The sequence below is a fragment of the Vibrio sp. 10N.286.55.E10 genome (assembly GCF_002872555.1).
GTDB classification, from domain to species: Bacteria; Pseudomonadota; Gammaproteobacteria; order Enterobacterales; family Vibrionaceae; genus Vibrio; species Vibrio crassostreae.
This window is the reverse complement of the sequence record NZ_MCSD01000013.1, coordinates 105120-118093: the sequence shown is the minus strand read 5'-3', so window position 1 is coordinate 118093 and position 12974 is coordinate 105120. Positions and strand designations below refer to the sequence as shown.

At 45.4% G+C, this 12974-nt stretch carries 15 protein-coding genes; 4 read left to right on the top strand and 11 right to left on the bottom strand.

Annotation, left to right across the window (positions count from 1 at the left end; genetic code table 11):
• Positions 1–61: 61 nt before the first annotated feature.
• From BCV39_RS10030 to radC, 6 genes are all read right to left on the bottom strand, one after another.
• Positions 62–1066 carry an NAD-dependent epimerase gene (locus BCV39_RS10030; RefSeq protein ID WP_050644496.1) on the bottom strand — a complete coding sequence of 335 codons (1005 nt, stop codon included), beginning with the start codon at positions 1064–1066 and terminating at the stop codon, positions 62–64.
• A 91-nt stretch (positions 1067–1157) separates the two neighbouring features.
• On the bottom strand, positions 1158–1967 hold the full coding sequence (gene mutM, locus BCV39_RS10025; protein WP_102432189.1) for a bifunctional DNA-formamidopyrimidine glycosylase/DNA-(apurinic or apyrimidinic site) lyase: 810 nt from the start codon (positions 1965–1967) through the stop codon (positions 1158–1160).
• Between the two features lie 3 nt (positions 1968–1970).
• Positions 1971–2531 (bottom strand): hypothetical protein, encoded by a 561-nt coding sequence (locus tag BCV39_RS10020; RefSeq protein ID WP_102432190.1) that lies wholly within the window; start codon positions 2529–2531, stop codon positions 1971–1973.
• A 216-nt stretch (positions 2532–2747) separates the two neighbouring features.
• Entirely contained in the window at positions 2748–2915 is a 168-nt protein-coding gene (gene rpmG, locus BCV39_RS10015) for a 50S ribosomal protein L33 (protein WP_002535344.1), read from the bottom strand.
• A gap of 13 nt (positions 2916–2928) precedes the next feature.
• Positions 2929–3165 (bottom strand): 50S ribosomal protein L28, encoded by a 237-nt coding sequence (gene rpmB / locus BCV39_RS10010; protein WP_004728407.1) that lies wholly within the window; start codon positions 3163–3165, stop codon positions 2929–2931.
• Positions 3166–3456: 291 nt separating this feature from the next.
• A complete protein-coding gene (gene radC / locus BCV39_RS10005; RefSeq protein WP_048666236.1) occupies positions 3457–4131 on the bottom strand; it encodes a DNA repair protein RadC in 675 nt (224 codons plus the stop codon).
• Positions 4132–4355: 224 nt separating this feature from the next.
• On the opposite strand from radC, the gene coaBC reads away from it, so the two are divergent.
• The 3 genes from coaBC to lpxL all read left to right on the top strand — a co-directional run bounded on the left by coaBC (position 4356) and on the right by lpxL (position 7347).
• On the top strand, positions 4356–5597 hold the full coding sequence (gene coaBC / locus BCV39_RS10000) for a bifunctional phosphopantothenoylcysteine decarboxylase/phosphopantothenate--cysteine ligase CoaBC (RefSeq protein WP_102432191.1): 1242 nt from the start codon (positions 4356–4358) through the stop codon (positions 5595–5597).
• Between the two features lie 139 nt (positions 5598–5736).
• Positions 5737–6327, top strand: a complete 591-nt coding sequence (slmA, locus tag BCV39_RS09995) for a nucleoid occlusion factor SlmA (RefSeq protein ID WP_017063086.1) — start codon at positions 5737–5739, stop codon at positions 6325–6327.
• A gap of 39 nt (positions 6328–6366) precedes the next feature.
• The gene (gene lpxL / locus BCV39_RS09990; RefSeq protein WP_102432192.1) at positions 6367–7347 is read left to right on the top strand and encodes an LpxL/LpxP family Kdo(2)-lipid IV(A) lauroyl/palmitoleoyl acyltransferase; all 981 of its coding nucleotides are present in this window, start codon (positions 6367–6369) and stop codon (positions 7345–7347) included.
• Positions 7348–7504: 157 nt separating this feature from the next.
• Here lpxL and pyrE read toward each other — a convergent pair whose 3' ends face one another.
• On the bottom strand, positions 7505–8146 hold the full coding sequence (gene pyrE, locus BCV39_RS09985) for an orotate phosphoribosyltransferase (protein ID WP_017059267.1): 642 nt from the start codon (positions 8144–8146) through the stop codon (positions 7505–7507).
• Positions 8147–8252: 106 nt separating this feature from the next.
• Positions 8253–8969, bottom strand: a complete 717-nt coding sequence (gene rph / locus BCV39_RS09980) for a ribonuclease PH (RefSeq protein ID WP_019826449.1) — start codon at positions 8967–8969, stop codon at positions 8253–8255.
• Between the two features lie 248 nt (positions 8970–9217).
• On the opposite strand from rph, the gene BCV39_RS09975 reads away from it, so the two are divergent.
• Positions 9218–10084 (top strand): YicC/YloC family endoribonuclease, encoded by an 867-nt coding sequence (locus BCV39_RS09975; RefSeq protein ID WP_048661316.1) that lies wholly within the window; start codon positions 9218–9220, stop codon positions 10082–10084.
• A 347-nt stretch (positions 10085–10431) separates the two neighbouring features.
• Here the strand turns inward: BCV39_RS09975 and BCV39_RS09970 are convergent, their stop codons facing one another.
• The 3 genes from BCV39_RS09970 to BCV39_RS09960 all read right to left on the bottom strand — a co-directional run bounded on the left by BCV39_RS09970 (position 10432) and on the right by BCV39_RS09960 (position 12940).
• Complete coding sequence (locus BCV39_RS09970; RefSeq protein ID WP_004735656.1) at positions 10432–10644, bottom strand: cold-shock protein; 213 nt, start codon at positions 10642–10644, stop codon at positions 10432–10434.
• A gap of 310 nt (positions 10645–10954) precedes the next feature.
• A complete protein-coding gene (locus BCV39_RS09965; protein ID WP_050652097.1) occupies positions 10955–11380 on the bottom strand; it encodes a phosphate-starvation-inducible PsiE family protein in 426 nt (141 codons plus the stop codon).
• Positions 11381–11569: 189 nt separating this feature from the next.
• Positions 11570–12940, bottom strand: coding sequence for an NCS2 family permease (locus BCV39_RS09960; RefSeq protein ID WP_057621827.1), 1371 nt, complete (start codon positions 12938–12940; stop codon positions 11570–11572).
• Positions 12941–12974: the final 34 nt, after the last annotated feature.

Here is a 12974-nt window from a genome sequence, read left to right as displayed (position 1 = left end):
CTAACCCTCTTCAAAAAAATAGCGCTCAGTGAGCGCTATTTTTATTCAAAACCATCAATTATTACAGCGAGTAATAGGCTTTGTACCAATCCGCGAAAGCTTTCGCTCCTTCTTGGATCTTAACTTGAGGCTTGTAGCCAACCGCTTCAAACAGATCTTCCGTATCAGCATAAGTCGCGTACACATCACCTGGTTGCATTGGCATGAAGTTCTTTTTCGCTTCAACACCTAAAGCACCTTCTAATGCTTCGATGTAGTCCATTAATTTAACCGGGCTACCATGACCGATGTTAAATACGCGATATGGTGCTGAACTGGTTGCTGGTGAGCCTTGCTCCACAGTCCAATCTGGCTGCTTAGCTGGAATACGGTCTTGAACACGAATAATACCTTCAACGATATCATCGATATAAGTGAAGTCACGCATCATGTCGCCGTTGTTATAAATATCGATCTCTTTACCCGCTACGATTAAATTCGCAAACTTGAACATCGCCATGTCTGGGCGACTCCAAGGGCCGTAAACCGTAAAGAAACGTAGACCTGTTGTCGGTACATCGTATAAATGAGAATAGGTATGCGCCATTAGCTCATTCGACTTCTTGGTCGCAGCATACAACGAGATAGGGTGATCAACACTGTCTGCCGTGTGGAATGGCATTTTCTGGTTCAAGCCATAAACTGAGCTTGATGAAGCGTAAACTAGGTGTTCAACCTTGTTATGACGGCAGCCTTCCAAAATAGCTAGGTGACCAACCAGATTGCTATCGGCATACGCCATCGGGTTATCAATTGAGTAACGAACGCCCGCTTGTGCCGCTAAATGAATAACACGGTCAAACTTTTGTTCAGCAAACAGTGTTGCCATGCCTTCTCTATCAGCAAGATCTAGCTCGATGAAGGTCAGGTTTTCATGCTCAATGCGCTTTAGGCGATCATGTTTCAAAGAGACTTCATAGTAGTCATTCAAGTTATCAATGCCGACAACCTTATGTCCAGCCGCACATAGTCGCTCTGAAACTGCAGAGCCAATAAACCCGGCAACGCCAGTTACTAAATATTTCATTCTACTATTCTCAATTCATATCATTAGTGTAATTGTAGCTATTAGCCTGCCTATCTACTAGCGTAAAAAAGTGAACACGAGTTCAGTTTTTTTATACTTGGCACTCTTCGCAATAAAACGTGTTCCTCTGCCCTATTTTTAACTCTTGAATAAGAGCTTCACAAGTAGGGCACTTTTCGCCTGCTTTGCCATACACTTGTAGCTCTTGAGCGAAATATCCCGGCTTGCCATCTGCTTGAGCGAAATCTTTAAGCGTAGTACCGCCTTGTTTGATGGCGGTAGCGAGTACTTGTTTGATCTCTTGGGTCAACAAGACCCACTCTTCTTTTGTCACTTTACTTGCTGGGCGCAAAGGGCTAATACGTGAAGAAAATAGTGCTTCATTGGCATAGATGTTCCCTACCCCGACCACCACTTTGTTGTCCATGATGAACTGCTTGACGGCGACTTTACGTTTCTCTGCCTTCTCGGCTATGTAATCGGCGTTGAAGTCGTCAGTGAGCGGCTCAGGACCAGATCCCAGTAACACAGGATGAATCTCATCAGGCGCCGACCATAACCATGCTCCAAAGCGGCGCGGATCGTTATAGCGCAGTACTTTGCCGTTGGTGAGCTTAAGATCCACGTGATCGTGTTTGGCTGCAGGGAAGTCAGCGTCTAACACACGCAGTGAGCCAGACATACCAAGGTGAACAATGGCAGTGCCAGTATCTGTTTCAATCAATAGGTACTTTGCGCGACGCGAGATAGAGCGAATCACCTGCCCTTCTAGCTTTTTAAGCTCTTGTGGGATATCCCAACGCAGCTTTGGAGTGCGAAAAGTAAGGGTTTTAATGGTCTCGCCAACTAAGTGAGGCGAGATCCCCATGCGGCTTACTTCGACTTCGGGTAATTCAGGCATAATCTAGTCGTCCGATTTAGGTGGTTTGTCTGATATAGATAGCTTGTCTGATTTAAATGAAGGTTTCGAGCTAAAGCTTGGAAACAGGTAGCTCTCTTCAATAGACACCGCCAACCACTGATCATTCCAGTTTTTTAACAACCAAAACTCAGGTAGCTGATAATAAGTAATGCGTTGCGGCTCTTCTTGGTCTTGATACCAAACTTCAATAGTGTGTGGTGTCTTTAACCGAGGCGTAAGGTCTGTGTAGGTCTGTAAGTCGACTTCCGTGCCCACAAGCTCTTTCCAACGTTGTGACAGCTCTTGTGCATTGGTGGTTTGAGGGAAGTCCGTACCTTGGAACTGGTAAAACCATTTATTGTCTTGTTGAATGACAGACCACTTAGCAAAGTGCAACGCTTGAAGCTCTGCTTTTGGATTCAGGAGATAAGGATAAGGGCTATCTACCTGAGGCTCAGGCTCGATAAGGTACGCTTTGATCAATGTTGGAAGGTTTAACACGCCAATAAAAGCGATCACACTGAACATGAGTATGTTGTTCCACCGGCGTCCACGATATCTCATCTGATTCCACTCATCTAACCTATTGAGCTATCAGTATATCGTGAAAGTAGCAATACTTGCTATGTTGCGCAGTTTTCTATCTATCAGACGCTATATCAAGCGCTACATCAAACAAGAGCAATTGAGTTACTCAAATTTTAGATATAAAAAAACCCAGCGATTAAACTGGGTTTTTCAATTCTTTCTTCTACTGAAGAAGAGCAAAAAAAGCATCAATTACTTGATTTTAGCTTCTTTGTACATAACGTGTTGGCGAACTACTGGATCAAACTTTTTGATCTCAAATTTGCCTGGCATGTTACGCTTGTTCTTATCAGTTGTGTAGAAGTGACCAGTACCTGCAGAAGATACTAGACGAATTTTCTCACGAATGCCTTTAGCCATTGCTTAATTCCTCTTAAACGTTTTCGCCACGTGCACGGATATCAACAAGAACAGCATCGATGCCTTTCTTATCAATGATACGCATGCCTTTAGCAGTTAGACGTAGTTTAACAAAACGTTTTTCGCTCTCTACCCAGAAACGATGAGTTTGTAGGTTCGGCAGAAAACGGCGCTTAGTAGCATTGCGTGCGTGTGAACGGTTGTTACCCGTTACTGGACGCTTACCAGTTACTTGGCATACTCGGGACATGAATGTCTTCTCCAATCGTTTCAGCTCGATATCAACCTTGGTGGCCGAACCTCTCTATCAATTAAAATAGAAGGTAAAAACCGTTATGGAAAATCCATACAAGGCTATCAAAGGTCGCGCATTATACTAACTTGACACGCATTGCTCAAGACCCGAACAGATCCTTTTTACGGATTTCGTGATCTTTTTTTGTGCAGCGCAGCTTGCTTGAGTAATCAGAGCTGATTTTAGGTCTAAAAATGTGGGCGGAATAATAGCAGATTTAACGCAACTAACAACCTAAAATGTGATTCAAATCCATCCACGCTCTGCAAAAGAGACAACTTCGCCATCTCCAACGACAAAATGGTCGAGAACTCGGATGTCCACCAGCGCTAATGCATCGGTTAATCGGCGTGTAATCCTCCTATCCGCTTGGCTGGGCTCAGCAACACCTGAAGGGTGGTTATGAGCCAAGATTAATGCCGCCGCATTGTGATGAAGTGACCGTTTAACCACTTCCCGCGGGTAAACCGATGCGGCATCAATGGTTCCTTCAAACATCACCTCGTCCTTTATTACCCTATTTTGGTTATCGAGGAACAATATATAGAAGGCTTCTCGCTGGCGATCACGCAACATGCTCGAAAGATAAAGCTTAGTATGACTTGGACTAGTGAGCGCATCTCCACGAGACAAAGTCTCCGCTAGATAACGCTGCGTCATCTCTAATACAGCTTGTAGCTGAACATACTTAGCCTGTCCCATCCCTTTATGAGCACAAAATTCTTCCTGCGTTGCTGAAAAGAGATGGCGGAGCGAACCAAAGTCTTTGATCAACTTGTCAGCGAGCTCCAACACGTTCATTCCTTGTGTCCCTGTTCGCAGAAATATCGCGAGCAGTTCCGCATCACTCAAAGAATCAGGCCCTCTATTTAATAGCTTTTCTCTCGGCATCGATTCGGCAGGTATTTTATCTATTGGCATATAAAAACTGATCACTAGTCATGAACACGACCCACCACCGTAATGAGATCGTAATCAGAGATCCTTCGATAGAGATAAAAGGAAACGACTCACTAGCAAAACCGTGTAATTGATAAGTTTGATAACACCAACTTGATGAGCGTCAAATCTGTTCCAACTCTGCTTCTAGGCACTCATCCTTTGTTCTGATATCGTAAGTCGCAGAAAAATTAAGGAACAGAATCATGCAAACACAGGTTAATCCACTGAGTAACGCGGACCTACAAGGCCTAGCAGGGAAAAAAATTCTTCTTGGTATTAGTGGTGGTATCGCTGCTTACAAATGTGCCGAGCTGACTCGACGTTTGGTTGAGCGTGGAGCACAAGTGCAGGTCGTCATGACCAATGCAGCCAAGGAGTTCATTACTCCTCTCACCATGCAAGCCGTCTCTGGTAGGCCAGTGTCTGATAGTTTGCTTGATCCTGCTGCTGAGGCTTCCATGGGGCACATTGAGCTCGCAAAGTGGGCTGACTTGGTATTACTAGCGCCAGCAACCGCAGACCTTATTGCTCGTATGACAGCTGGCATGGGTAACGACTTGCTAACCACTTTGGTTTTAGCAACCGATGCGCCAGTTGCGGTATCTCCAGCAATGAACCAACAGATGTACAGCCACCCTGCGACTCAAGAGAACATCGCGACACTAAAACGTCGTGGCTGTGAGATCTGGGGCCCAGCAGCAGGCGAACAAGCGTGTGGTGATGTCGGTATGGGGCGTATGCTAGAACCAATGCAGCTCGTACATCGCTGTGAAGAATTTTTCCAACCTAAGCCACTCGCTGGCCGTTCTGTGCTTATTACTGCAGGCCCGACTCGTGAAGCGATTGACCCTGTGCGTTACATTACCAACCACAGCTCAGGCAAGATGGGCTATGCACTGGCTGAAGCAGCCGCGAAACAAGGTGCAACGGTGACTCTAGTCAGCGGCCCTGTATCACTCGCGACACCAAATAAGGTTAATCGTATCGATGTCGACAGCGCTCAACAGATGTTTGATGCTGTTACTGCTCACGCCGCTCAACACGATATTTTCATCAGCTGCGCCGCGGTTGCCGATTATCGCCCTGAGACCATCGCAGACCAAAAGCTTAAGAAGGTCGACGGTAAAGACGACATGACCATTCAAATGGTTAAGAACCCTGACATCGTCGCTTCTGTCGCTGCAATGACTGAAGGTCGCCCATTTACTGTCGGCTTCGCAGCTGAAACTCAAGATGTTGAGAAGTACGCGCGCGGCAAACTGGAAAGAAAGAACCTCGACATGATTTGCGCCAACGACGTTTCTGTCGAAGGTCAAGGCTTCAATAGCACTAGCAATGAGCTGCATCTTTATTGGAAAGGCGGCGATAAGTCTCTGCCACTGGAAAGCAAAGACACACTTGGTTTCCAGATCCTCGATCAGATCCAACAGCTTATTGATGCATAAACGCACAAATTTGCTCTGACAATCTGCTGACACCTCTCGATTCTGTTGACCTAGGGCTCACAAAACTAGGAAACAGAATTGATTGGTGTTTATAATCCTTCTTCACTCAATCCTCATCTTTAGGAAAGGAAGTAAATAGATGGCTGGTGCTCGAAAATCAAACCGTCGTGAAGAAATCCTACAAGCTCTCGCACAAATGTTGGAATCGACCGAAGGTGCTTCTCGTATCACAACGGTAAAGTTGGCCAAGCAAGTGGGTGTTTCTGAGGCTGCGTTATACCGCCACTTCCCTAGCAAAGCTCGTATGTTTGAAGGCCTAATCGAGTTCATTGAAGAAGCGTTGATGTCTCGAATCAACCGTATTCTGGATGAAGAGAAAGACACGCTAGAGCGCATACGCCTAGTGCTACAACTTATCTTAGTTTTCTCAGAACGTAACCCTGGCCTGACTCGAATCTTGTCTGGTCATGCTCTAATGTTTGAAAATGAACGCCTGCGTGATCGCATCAACCAACTTTTCGAACGCATTGAGACGCAACTTCGCCAAATCCTGCGTGAAAGAAAACTTCGTGAAGGGAAATCATTCCCGGTTGATGAGAAAATTTTAGCGGCTCAGCTGCTCGGTCAAGTTGAAGGCAGCTTGAATCGCTTTGTTCGTTCAGACTTCAAATATCAACCGACAGAAAATTTTGATGCTTATTGGGCTCTATTAAGCGCTCAGATTAAGTAGCAATCAAATTAAGTAGCAATCAAATCTTAAGTGATGGTTATGACGACGAAAACTTCTCCGACAAGCAGCACTGCACAACACGTTATTACTAAGCCACCTTTTACTCTGGCGTTACTCCACCCTAAATACTGGGGAGTATGGTTCGGTTTTGGGTTATTGGCGCTTATCGTTAACGTTCTCCCTTACCGCCTCTTACTGCTGTTAGGCCGATCATTAGGCTCTTTGGGCGCTCGCTATGGCAAAAAGCGCGTAGCAGTCGCAACACGTAACTTGGAGCTCGCCTTCCCAGACAAGCCAGCAGATGAAGTCGCGGCAATGGTCAGTGAGAACTTCAAGAACACCGGTATGGCACTGATCGAAACGGGCATTACCTGGTTTTGGCCGACGTGGCGTTTCAAGCGAATCCTAGTAGATAAAGACACTCAAATGCTGCGTACACATAAAGCCAACGGCAAAGGTGTTCTGCTGTGTTGTGTGCATGCCTTGAACCTAGAGATCACTGCGCGAGCAATGGCTGTTCTCGGTATTTCAGGTTTAGGTGTTTATCGCCCGCACAACAATCCGGCTTATGAATTCATTCAATACCGTGGTCGTACTCAAAACGGCAACCGCCTGATTCACCGTAAAGACGTGAAGCGTATGATTCGAATCCTGCGTCAGGGTGAGATCCTTTTCTACCTTCCGGATCATGATTACGGCCGTAACAAAGCAGTGTTTGTGCCTTTCTTCGCGGTAGAAGATGCGTGTACTACCACAGGTACCAGCATTCTTGCGTACACCAGCCGATGCGCACTTGTTCCGGGGTCAGGTTTTAGAAATGCCGACGGCAAGTATGAAATCATGGCCGACGAGTCAATTGAAGATAACTATCCACAAAAAGATGAGAAAGCCGCCGCTGCCTACATGAACAGCTATCTTGAGAAGATTATCTTAAGAGCACCAGAACAGTGGATGTGGCTACACAAACGCTTCAAGACCATGGAAGATCCAGAAGCTGAACGCGGCATTCGTTATAAATAGAGTAGCCGCTACAAATAGAGCGACTATTTCTTAGATAAGAAAACAGCTCACTTCAATAGAAAAGTAAAAGGCCCGAAAGATATTTATCTCTCGGGCCTTTTTGATTTTTCGATTCTAAACTTAGAACGCTAAACCGTTAGGTTCGACGCTTCAAGAATTAGATTCCGTATTGAGCGCGGTACGCTTTTACTGACTCTAGGTGTGCTGCGTCTGTGCCTTTTTCTTCAAGGAAAGTCACCAAGTCAGTCAGGCTAACGATTGAGATGATTGCACAACCAAAGTCACGCTCAACTTCTTGAATTGCAGACAGCTCGCCTTTGCCCTTCTCTTGACGGTCGATAGCAACAAGCACGCCCGCTAAATCAGCGCCATTTGCTTGGATGATTTCCATCGACTCACGAATCGCTGTACCTGCAGTGATCACGTCATCCACTAGCATGATGCGACCTTCCAGTGCGCTACCGACAAGGTTGCCGCCTTCACCGTGGTTTTTCGCTTCTTTACGGTTAAAGCAGTAAGGCGTGTCTACATCGTGATGATCTGCCAGTGCAACTGCTGTCGTGGTCGCGATTGGGATACCTTTGTATGCAGGGCCAAACAGTACATCGAACTCAATACCAGAATCAGCCAATGCCGCTGCGTAGAAGCGACCTAAGCGTGCTAGGTCACGACCTGTATTAAACAATCCAGCATTGAAGAAGTAAGGGCTCTTACGGCCAGACTTTAAAGTAAACTCACCAAACTTAAGTACTTCTTTCTCTAGTGCAAATTCAATAAATTCACGTTGATATGCTTTCATGTTTTTCCTCTACGTTTATTCAATAAAACTTAACTTACGCTCTGCACTACTCTTTCGAGTTTTACAGACAAAAAAATAGCTCCGTATGAAAGGAGCTATCTAAAAACTATTCTGCTAACGCCGACTTCTGCGCTTCAACAATGTCAGCAATGCCCTTATTCGCCAGGGCTAAAAGCTGCATCAGCTCTTCATGGCTGAACGGTTCGCCTTCTGCGGTGCCTTGAATCTCAATCATCTTACCGTCTTCTGTCATTACAACGTTCATGTCGGTATCTGCTGCTGAGTCTTCAACGTACTCAAGGTCACACAGTGCTTGTGCACCAACGATGCCCACTGAAACTGCCGCTACGTGGCCTTTCATTGGGTTCTTTTTCAGTTTGCCGCTTGCTAGTAGGCTGTTGATAGCGTCAGCCATTGCTACGCTTGCACCTGAGATAGAAGCAGTACGTGTACCGCCGTCTGCTTGGATAACATCACAATCGACAGTGATCATGATTTCACCCATTACTTTCAGGTCAACAACAGCACGTAGGCTACGCGCGATCAGACGTTGGATTTCCATCGTACGACCACCTTGCTTACCGCTCGCCGCTTCACGACGGTTACGAGTGTGCGTTGCACGTGGCAGCATGCCGTATTCAGCGGTTACCCAACCCTTACCTTGGCCTTTTAACCAACGCGGTACGTTTTCTTCTACCGTCGCATTACATAGAACTTTAGTGTTGCCGAACTCAACTAATACAGAACCCTCAGCATAAGCTGTGTAGTTACGAGTAATTTTAATTGGACGAATTTGATCTACAGCGCGGTCATTTGGACGCATTGGTATCTACCTTATTAACAGTCTGAAGTGATTTACTATCGAAAGAGTGCATCACCTAAGAAAGGGGTGAGACAGTTTTGATTGGGGCGAGATTATATAGCAGTTTATCTTTCAAATCTATTTACCGTTCAAAGCTATTTACCGTAACCGGCTATTTATAGTCACAAGAGACAAGCTTCGGGAGCACACCATATCGTGATACTATGCGTGCGCGTTATTTTCAGAATGATAAAAGACAGGAAAATTCGATGATTTATAGTATGACCGCGTACGCACGCAAAGAAGTAAAAGGCGATTGGGGCAGCGCAGTATGGGAAATCCGTAGTGTAAACCAACGCTACCTAGAAACTTACTTCCGTATGCCTGAACAGTTCCGTGGTTTAGAGCCAATCCTACGTGAGCGTTTCCGTAAGCGTCTAGCGCGCGGTAAGGTTGAATGTAACCTACGCTTTGAAGCAAACCCTGCAGCAAAGGGTGAACTAAGCATTAACGAAGGCTTAGCTCAGCAAGTCATTAATGCAGCCAACCAAGTAATGACGATGACAGGCGAAGAGAGCCGTTTGAACCCATTCCAAATCATGAACTGGCCTGGCGTGATGGAAACTCCAGAGCAAGACATGGATGCTATCAACAAAGACCTACTAGAAGCATTCAACGATGCTATTGCGGAGTTCATTGACGCTCGTGCTCGTGAAGGTGAAAACATGAAGGCGCTAATCGTACAGCGCTTAGATGCAATCACTGAAGAAGTCGTAAAAGTTCGTGCACGCATGCCAGAAATCCTAGAGTGGCAACGTGAGCGTCTTCTTACCAAATTTGAAGATGCGAAAATCGAGCTTGAAGGTTCTCGTGTTGAGCAAGAGCTTATCCTACTTGCGCAGAAGTCAGACGTAGCAGAAGAGCTAGACCGTCTAGACTCTCACGTGAAAGAAGCGAATGTAGTACTGAAGAAAGGCGGCGCTTGTGGCCGTAAGCTTGACTTCATGATGCAAGAGTTCAACCGTGAGTCAAACACGCTAGCATCTAAGTCTATCAGCACAGACATCACAGCATCGGGCGTAGAGCTTAAAGTTCTTATCGAACAGATGCGTGAGCAGATCCAGAATATTGAATAACAGTTTGTCAGTAACACACTGTGAATAGCCATTAGCTGAATCAGTGTTGATTAACTAACAGTGTTGATTAGATCAAGATAAGCTCCTAGTTTTAGGGGCTTTTTTTATGGATACAGTAATGAAAATCAAGGCTAGTCAGTAAGCGGATAGTTACGCTGGAGATTTACTTAGAGCAAGAAATAGATACAGCGATAGATAGAACGAGATGACGGATGTAAAACAGGATTTTTGATATTTTGAGGAGGTATTGCAAGTGGAGAAGAGTGTTACGGTAAAACTGAGGAGGAAACAGATTTGAGAGAGAAAGTGACGCAAGTTGCTGTTGCAACCTGCGCCGACTTAAAATCTTATAGAGCTACAACGTTTGCAGCTTGAAGACCTTTTTGGCCTTGCTCTACTTCGAAAGACACTTGTTGGCCTTCTTTAAGAGTCTTGAAACCTTCAGAAGCGATTGCACGGAAGTGTACGAATACGTCAGCGCCGCCGTTGTCTTGAGTTAGGAAACCGAAGCCTTTCTCTTCGTTAAACCATTTTACTACGCCGTTTGTTTTGTTAGACATGATGTGTCCCTTATATAAAAATAAAAAATTAATCGCCAAAAGTGCGATGCGCTGAAAGCTTGAATTATTTAATGTATCTATGAAGCTAAGGGAAACACTGAGAATAACAATGAAGCAATACTAAGGGTTTTACTTTACAACTGGATGTTTCATTTAATAACCCTGAAAACAGAGCGACGCCATTCTTGGTGATCTTAGCCTGCTTGTAAAGCGTTATTTGGATAAATCGATGCTTTTTTGTTCAATTAGCCCAATTAAAAACCCAACGATATCGCTGGGCTTCATTTATAAAACCTTAACCTTCAAAGTGTTACTCATCTGGCTGCTTGGTTCGAAGGTCTACATACGGCCAATAATGATGCCCAACACGAATCAAGAGTGTTGCAGCGGCCAAGATAAATGCCGCTAAAGATAACCAAACGATCAATACCGCATCGAGTTCTTTCATGCCCAAAGTGATGTAACGAGCAATCGCCATCATCGCGATATAGATTGGGTATCGCACTGGGATCTTACCGTTCATCACAAACTGCTGAACCATGGCCAACACTTCTAAATAGATAAACATCAGTAGAATGTCGGTCAGCTGTACACGGCGTTCAGCGAAAACATGCATGAACTCTTCGACCATCGCAAACAAGGTCGCGAGCGTGATCGCCACCAGCAATACCGCTTCCATAATGTGGAATACTTTTAAAAACGGCTTACTAAAAGATCTAGGTAAATTAGAAGGCATAGTCACTCTTCAAAAAATAATTAATCCAGTCTCTACAATAGCATGCATCAATATAAGTCGCTCACTCTCTGTCGGAGAACACCATCAATTGCACACCTTTTGTAGAAGCCGCAGATACAAAAATGGCCCCACATTCACTGCAGAGCCATCTATTCATTCTTCGTCTCAGCTTAACTCAGCCGATTAGCCTTAAAGCAGAATCAGGTAAGTTAAGAACACCACACACAGTCCGTAGATAAGCGGGTGCACTTCTTTACGCTTACCTGCCACAACCATTGTGAATGCGTAGCTGATAAAGCCCATCGCCATACCGTTCGCTGGAGAGAAGCTTAGCACTGTGAACATGATGGTGAAGAAGGCCGCAATACGTGACTCTTTCTTCTCCCAGTTGATCTGACCAAGACGACCTACCATGTAGATGCCCACTACTACCATCGCCGGTGCAACCATTGCAGCTGAGAAGATAGAGAAGATTGGGTATAGGAACAGCGAGATTAAGAACAGACCAGCCACCATCACTGCTGCCAAGCCCGTTTTCGCACCTTGAGAAGAAGCAATGCCAGACTCGGAGAACGCGGTAATAGATGTAGTACCTAGAATCGAACCAATCACCGTACCACCCGCATCTGCCACTAGAGCCGATTTCGCGTTTGGCACCTTGCCGTCTTTATCGATAATACCCGCATCGCGACCAACGCCAACAATCGTGCTCAAGCCATCAAAGAAATCAACAATCAGGAAGATCAGTACGATGAACAATAGGTCGAACATTTTCTCTGGCGTGAAAGCAGAGAAATCAAAGATAGCGCCGAAGCTACCTGCCATGCTCGGTGGCATCGCAACTAACTGTTCAGGGATTGGCGCGTTTGAAGTGCCCATGAAGACGTCAGCAAGAATGGTCAACACGATAGCCGAAACGAACGAGATAAACGTCGCTAGTTTGATATCACGAACCATACAACCCAGTGCGATGAAAATACTCACGTAAGCGATGATCACTTTTGGATCGGAAATGTCACCTAAGCCAACCAATACGAATGGGTTAGAAACGATGATGCCCGCATTCTTAAGACCTAAGAAAGCAATGAACAGTCCGAGAGAAACGGTAATCGCCAACTTCAAATCTTCAGGAATCGACTCAATCATCGATTTACGGATATTGGTCAACGAGAACGCGAGGTACAAGATACCTGATAGGAAAATGCCGAACAGTGCCTCATTCCAAAGTACTGCGACTGAACCACTTAATAGCAAACCTTTGAAGAAGCCGTTCATGCTCATGCCCGGCGCAAGCATCACTGGGTAGTTGCCCCAAATGCCCATGATTAGGGTTGCGATAGCCGCAGACAGAGCCGTTGCAGTAAACACGGCACCTTTATCCATGCCAGGAATACCACCCAAAATCGCTGGGTTAACCGCTAGGATGTAGCTCATTGCCAAGAAAGTAATGAAACCTGCATACAGCTCAGTGCCGATCGTGGTCTTTCTTTCAGTGATTTTAAACATCGAATCAAGCGAGCCAGAGGTGTTCTGGGCTTTCAGGGTGGAATCGGTACTCACAACAAAACCTTTGCAATAAATTAAGAATGTGGTG

Excerpts from the sequence above, each read along its gene's own strand:
- BCV39_RS10030 (WP_050644496.1), bottom strand. The coding sequence starts at position 1,066 with ATGAAATATTTAGTAACTGGCGTTGCCGGGTTTATTGGCTCTGCAGTT.
- mutM (WP_102432189.1), bottom strand. The coding sequence starts at position 1,967 with ATGCCTGAATTACCCGAAGTCGAAGTAAGCCGCATGGGGATCTCGCCT.
- BCV39_RS10020 (WP_102432190.1), bottom strand. The coding sequence starts at position 2,531 with ATGAGATATCGTGGACGCCGGTGGAACAACATACTCATGTTCAGTGTG.
- rpmG (WP_002535344.1), bottom strand. The coding sequence starts at position 2,915 with ATGGCTAAAGGCATTCGTGAGAAAATTCGTCTAGTATCTTCTGCAGGT.
- rpmB (WP_004728407.1), bottom strand. The coding sequence starts at position 3,165 with ATGTCCCGAGTATGCCAAGTAACTGGTAAGCGTCCAGTAACGGGTAAC.
- radC (WP_048666236.1), bottom strand. The coding sequence starts at position 4,131 with ATGCCAATAGATAAAATACCTGCCGAATCGATGCCGAGAGAAAAGCTA.
- coaBC (WP_102432191.1), top strand. The coding sequence starts at position 4,356 with ATGCAAACACAGGTTAATCCACTGAGTAACGCGGACCTACAAGGCCTA.
- slmA (WP_017063086.1), top strand. The coding sequence starts at position 5,737 with ATGGCTGGTGCTCGAAAATCAAACCGTCGTGAAGAAATCCTACAAGCT.
- lpxL (WP_102432192.1), top strand. The coding sequence starts at position 6,367 with ATGACGACGAAAACTTCTCCGACAAGCAGCACTGCACAACACGTTATT.
- pyrE (WP_017059267.1), bottom strand. The coding sequence starts at position 8,146 with ATGAAAGCATATCAACGTGAATTTATTGAATTTGCACTAGAGAAAGAA.
- rph (WP_019826449.1), bottom strand. The coding sequence starts at position 8,969 with ATGCGTCCAAATGACCGCGCTGTAGATCAAATTCGTCCAATTAAAATT.
- BCV39_RS09975 (WP_048661316.1), top strand. The coding sequence starts at position 9,218 with ATGATTTATAGTATGACCGCGTACGCACGCAAAGAAGTAAAAGGCGAT.
- BCV39_RS09970 (WP_004735656.1), bottom strand. The coding sequence starts at position 10,644 with ATGTCTAACAAAACAAACGGCGTAGTAAAATGGTTTAACGAAGAGAAA.
- BCV39_RS09965 (WP_050652097.1), bottom strand. The coding sequence starts at position 11,380 with ATGCCTTCTAATTTACCTAGATCTTTTAGTAAGCCGTTTTTAAAAGTA.